The organism is Deltaproteobacteria bacterium (assembly GCA_009930495.1).
Lineage (GTDB): Bacteria > Desulfobacterota > Desulfovibrionia > Desulfovibrionales > Desulfomicrobiaceae > Desulfomicrobium.
Genome location: RZYB01000203.1, coordinates 1 through 4,051, shown reverse-complemented (window position 1 = coordinate 4,051; position 4,051 = coordinate 1). Strand labels below are relative to the sequence as shown.

Sequence of the window (4,051 nt, the reverse complement as noted above, 5' to 3'; positions counted from 1 at the left end):
CCCCAAGGACAAACGATGAACGCCACCCCTTTGGCCATACCCGAGGTTGTTTTGTTCACGCCCCGCGTGTTCGGTGACGCGCGCGGCTTTTTCTTCGAAAGTTTCAATGCCCGTACATTCGCCGAAGCCACGGGCCTGAATCCGGATTTTGTCCAGGACAACCACTCCCGCTCCTCCCAAGGCGTGCTGCGCGGCCTGCACTACCAGCTACCGCCCCACGCCCAGGGCAAACTGGTGCGCGTGGTCAGTGGCGAGGTCTTTGACGTGGCCGTGGACATCCGCAAGAGTTCGCCGACGTTTGGCCGTTGGGTCGGGGCCACCCTGTCCGCCGAGAACAAGCAGCAGCTCTGGATTCCGCCCGGATTCGCCCACGGCTTCGTGACCTTGAGCGACAGCGCGGAATTTTTGTACAAAACCACGGACTTCTACGCTCCTGAAACGGAACGCTGCATCATCTGGAACGATCCGGACATTGGCGTGACCTGGCCGTGGTCCCAAACACCCGTGGTCTCGGACAAGGACAAGCAGGGAACCCCCTTCGTGGACGCGGAGGTTTTCGCCTGATTCCATTTTTTGTTCAAAACGCGAATCAGCCCTGAAAACGCGGGGGACACCCGCGTGAAAAGGGCCAGGGCGCTAGCCACGAGTATCCGTCCGGGCGCAAAAAAAGCGCGACGCCATGCCCAAGGGCCCTGTGCGTCGCGCCCATGGCGCTCTTGATCGCAGCCCGTCGCTACACGTAGACAAGCCCCGTATCCTGGATTCCCAGCATGGCCACGTGCTCCAAATTGGCGGGATGTTCACTGGCCATGACCAAAAAATCCGCCGCGGTCATGCTGCCGCCATGTCCGGCCAGCAATTCCAGCAACTCCTGAACCAATTCCGCTGCCGGCTCCTGGCCCAGCACATTGCGCGCGGCCAGGCGGACCAGATCGGCATCGTCGCCCGACCCCGCCAGAACCTGGATTTCTCCACCAGCCAAGGCCATATCGAAAATCTGACGCGCGTTCATGCCGCCATCGACCCAACCAAGCACGTTGCCGACCACGGCCGGATCCTGGAGAAGGTCGTAGGCCACGGCGCCAAGCACCAAGGCGGCCTGTCTGGCCGCGCCGCCAACGTCGAGATCCAGGGCGGCGCAACCGTCGGTGAACTGCACGCGCTCCACCCGCACCAAGGAATCCATGCCCTCCTGACCCCATGTATCGGACAACACCCAGGAGTCACCGGCATTAGCCAGCTGATACCGCGCCCGCTCGCCGTCAGCCTGCACCCTGTCCAGGCCAGCGCCACCGTCCAGCCAATTGTTCACGGCATTGCCAACCAAAATGTCATTTCCGATACCACCCACGGCATGCTCGATGACCGCTTCATGCGCGATCCAGACATTATTCACCCGTGTTTGTTCCGGGGAATTCGGAGACATGGCGAACACGGGCTGGCCGATGGTCGAACCATGCAGGCAGCGCAAATCCAGGGCCGCGTCCAGGCTGCCCTGATACCACAGGGTATCCGATCCTCCTGCGTCCCAAATGGTCTGGTGATAGGTTTGTTCGTCCGTGAACACATACGTCGTGTCGTCTGCGTGAAATTCCATGTTCGGACCGTACACGGACTGCACGGCCGCGATGTCGAGAATCATCGGCGTTGTCGGATAAAAACTGAAACTACTGTCCTCATCGCCGGCCAGGGCGGAATAACTCATGATCGTCCAGGACTGGGCGTCCAGGTTGGCGGGCACGACAACGTCCCCCTCGAATGGATGTTTCAACCCCAGGACATGCCCCATTTCATGCATCACCGCGAAAAATTCGTACGACCCGTTATCCCAGGGCGTTGTCCCTGAATCCTCCTGGATATTGATCCACACATCACCGGCGCAGTCCGCGTCGCTGGGATAGTAGGCCCAGGCGTGCGCGTCCCCTTCCTCCGCGAGATATGTCCGGGCCACGCGGATAATCCCCGTCACCTCGTCGGAGTCCTCGACGGGAATGAAATCCACGTTCGTGACCTCGCTCCAACGCGCCAGGATCTGCTGGAAAGAAGCGGCCTCGGTCGACGAAAGGGGCATGAACCATCCCGTCCAGGGCTCACCCGTTCCATTGGGATCGCCATAGCCATAAACGGGATCCGTCGACCACAAGGAATCGGCACCAGGGAAACTGTAGGTCAGGGTCGTATCCTTCCAGGAATATGTACCCAGCAGGGCGTCGATCACCTGCTCCGAGGTTTTGGGCGTCAAAAAAACAACAGACATGGGCATATCTCCTTCCAGGGCGCATTTTTGGTTTCACCGCGATCTCGGCGCGGGCAAAAAGCTATCCCACGGCGGCGCCGACTTCAAGGACGGGGCACGCGCCAGACCCGTCAGCCAACGCGAAAAGCTGCTCCGCACAACGCCGAGCACGGCTATTCGCACTTTTCACATACTTCTCTTTTGGCCCCGCGACTGCTAGGAACGCGCCCGAAAAATATCCATTTCCCGAGGAGACACATGAACATCGGACCCCACACTTTCCAGGAATTCAAAGACATGGCGGCGGCCTTTCATGGCTACCCCGCTCCCGGCCTGCTCATTGGCGGCTACATGGTCGAAATGGCCAGGGCCGCCCTGCCCAAGGACATTTTGTTCGAGGCCGTGGTCGAAAGCAGAAAATGCCTGCCCGACGCGGTGCAACTGTTGACCCCCTGCAGCACGGGCAACAACTGGATGAAGGTCATCAACCTGGGCCGCTACGCCGTATCCTTGTACGACAAATTCAGCGGCGAGGGCGTGCGGGTCAGCGTGGACGTGGACAAACTGGAAGACTGGCCCCAGATCAAGGGCTGGTTCCTGAAACTTGTTCCCAAAAAAGATCAGGACACGCCGCGCCTGTTCCAGGAAATCGAGGATGCCGGCGACACCATCCTGTCCCTGACCACAATCACGGTCCACAAACGGCTGCTGGGGCACGCCCACATGTCCCGCATCGACCGCTGCCCCATCTGCGGCGAGGCCTACCCGACCAGCGACGGCGCCATCTGCCGGGGCTGCCAGGGCGAGGCGCCCTACGAAAGCCAGGAAGGTGCCGTCATGGATGACACCTACCAGCCAGTGCGCGTGCCCGTGGCCGAGGCCGTGGGTAAGACGGCCCTGCACGACATGACCCGCGTCGTGCCCGGACAATCCAAGGAGGCCGAATTCCGGGCCGGCCAAACCTTCACGGGCGGCGACGTCTGCCGCTTGCAGCAGATGGGGCGCAACACCGTCTATGTCCAGGACGAAAACCTGCCAAGCGGTGCCTTTGTCCACGAAAACGAAGCGGCCCTGGCCTTTGCCCGACGCATGGCCGGACCCGGCATCACCCACGCGGACACGCCCAAGGAGGGCAAGATCGATTTCCGGGCCACCTGTTCCGGCCTGCTCCAGGTCGATCTGGATGCCCTGGAACGCTTCAACCTGAGCCCCAGGGTCATGTGCGCCACGCGCCAAAACAATGCCCTGGTCGAAGCGGACCGTCTTGTCGGCGGCACCCGCGCCATTCCCCTGTTTTTATCGCGGGAAGATTTCAGCCGGGCCCTGGCCGCCCTGGGCGAGGGGCCGCTTTTGACCGTTCTGCCCCTGCGCCAGGCCAGGGTCGGCATTCTGGTCACGGGCACCGAGGTCTTTCAGGGCCTGATCGAGGACAAATTCGCGGCCGTGATCACGGCCAAGGTCCGCGACCTCGGGTCCGACGTCGTGGCTTCGACCGTTGTTCCGGACGACCGGGCGGCCATCCGCGCCGGCGTGGGGCGTCTGCTTGACGCTGGCGCTGATCTCATCGTGACCACGGCCGGCCTGTCCGTGGACCCGGATGACGTGACCCGCGCTGGCCTGAAAGACGCGGGCCTGGCCGACGCCCTGCACGGCATCCCCGTCCTGCCCGGAGCCATGACCCTCATCGGGCGCATCGGTGGAGCCCAGATCCTGGGAGTGCCGGCCTGCGCCCTGTTCCACAAAACCACCAGCCTGGACGTGCTTCTGCCCCGGCTTCTGGCCGGCCTGCATCCCTCCCGGCGCGACCTGGCCCGT

3 protein-coding genes are annotated in these 4,051 nt (G+C 62.4%); 2 read left to right on the top strand and 1 reads right to left on the bottom strand.

The window, feature by feature from the left end; translation table 11 throughout:
• The first annotated feature begins 15 nt into the window (after positions 1 to 15).
• Entirely contained in the window at positions 16 to 564 is a 549-nt protein-coding gene (gene rfbC / locus EOL86_12480; protein ID NCD26391.1) for a dTDP-4-dehydrorhamnose 3,5-epimerase, read from the top strand.
• A 169-nt stretch (positions 565 to 733) separates the two neighbouring features.
• Here rfbC and EOL86_12475 read toward each other — a convergent pair whose 3' ends face one another.
• Positions 734 to 2,263, bottom strand: a complete 1,530-nt coding sequence (locus EOL86_12475; protein NCD26390.1) for a hypothetical protein — start codon at positions 2,261 to 2,263, stop codon at positions 734 to 736.
• 231 nt (positions 2,264 to 2,494) lie between these two features.
• Between EOL86_12475 and EOL86_12470 the strand changes: the two genes are divergently transcribed.
• On the top strand, positions 2,495 to 4,051 hold a 1,557-nt coding region (locus EOL86_12470; protein NCD26389.1), incomplete at its 3' end, for a trehalose-binding protein.

What these genes read in the sequence shown, in the direction of transcription:
- rfbC (NCD26391.1), top strand. Translation starts at nt 16, where the DNA reads ATGAACGCCACCCCTTTGGCCATACCCGAGGTTGTTTTGTTCACGCCC.
- EOL86_12475 (NCD26390.1), bottom strand. Translation starts at nt 2,263, where the DNA reads ATGCCCATGTCTGTTGTTTTTTTGACGCCCAAAACCTCGGAGCAGGTG.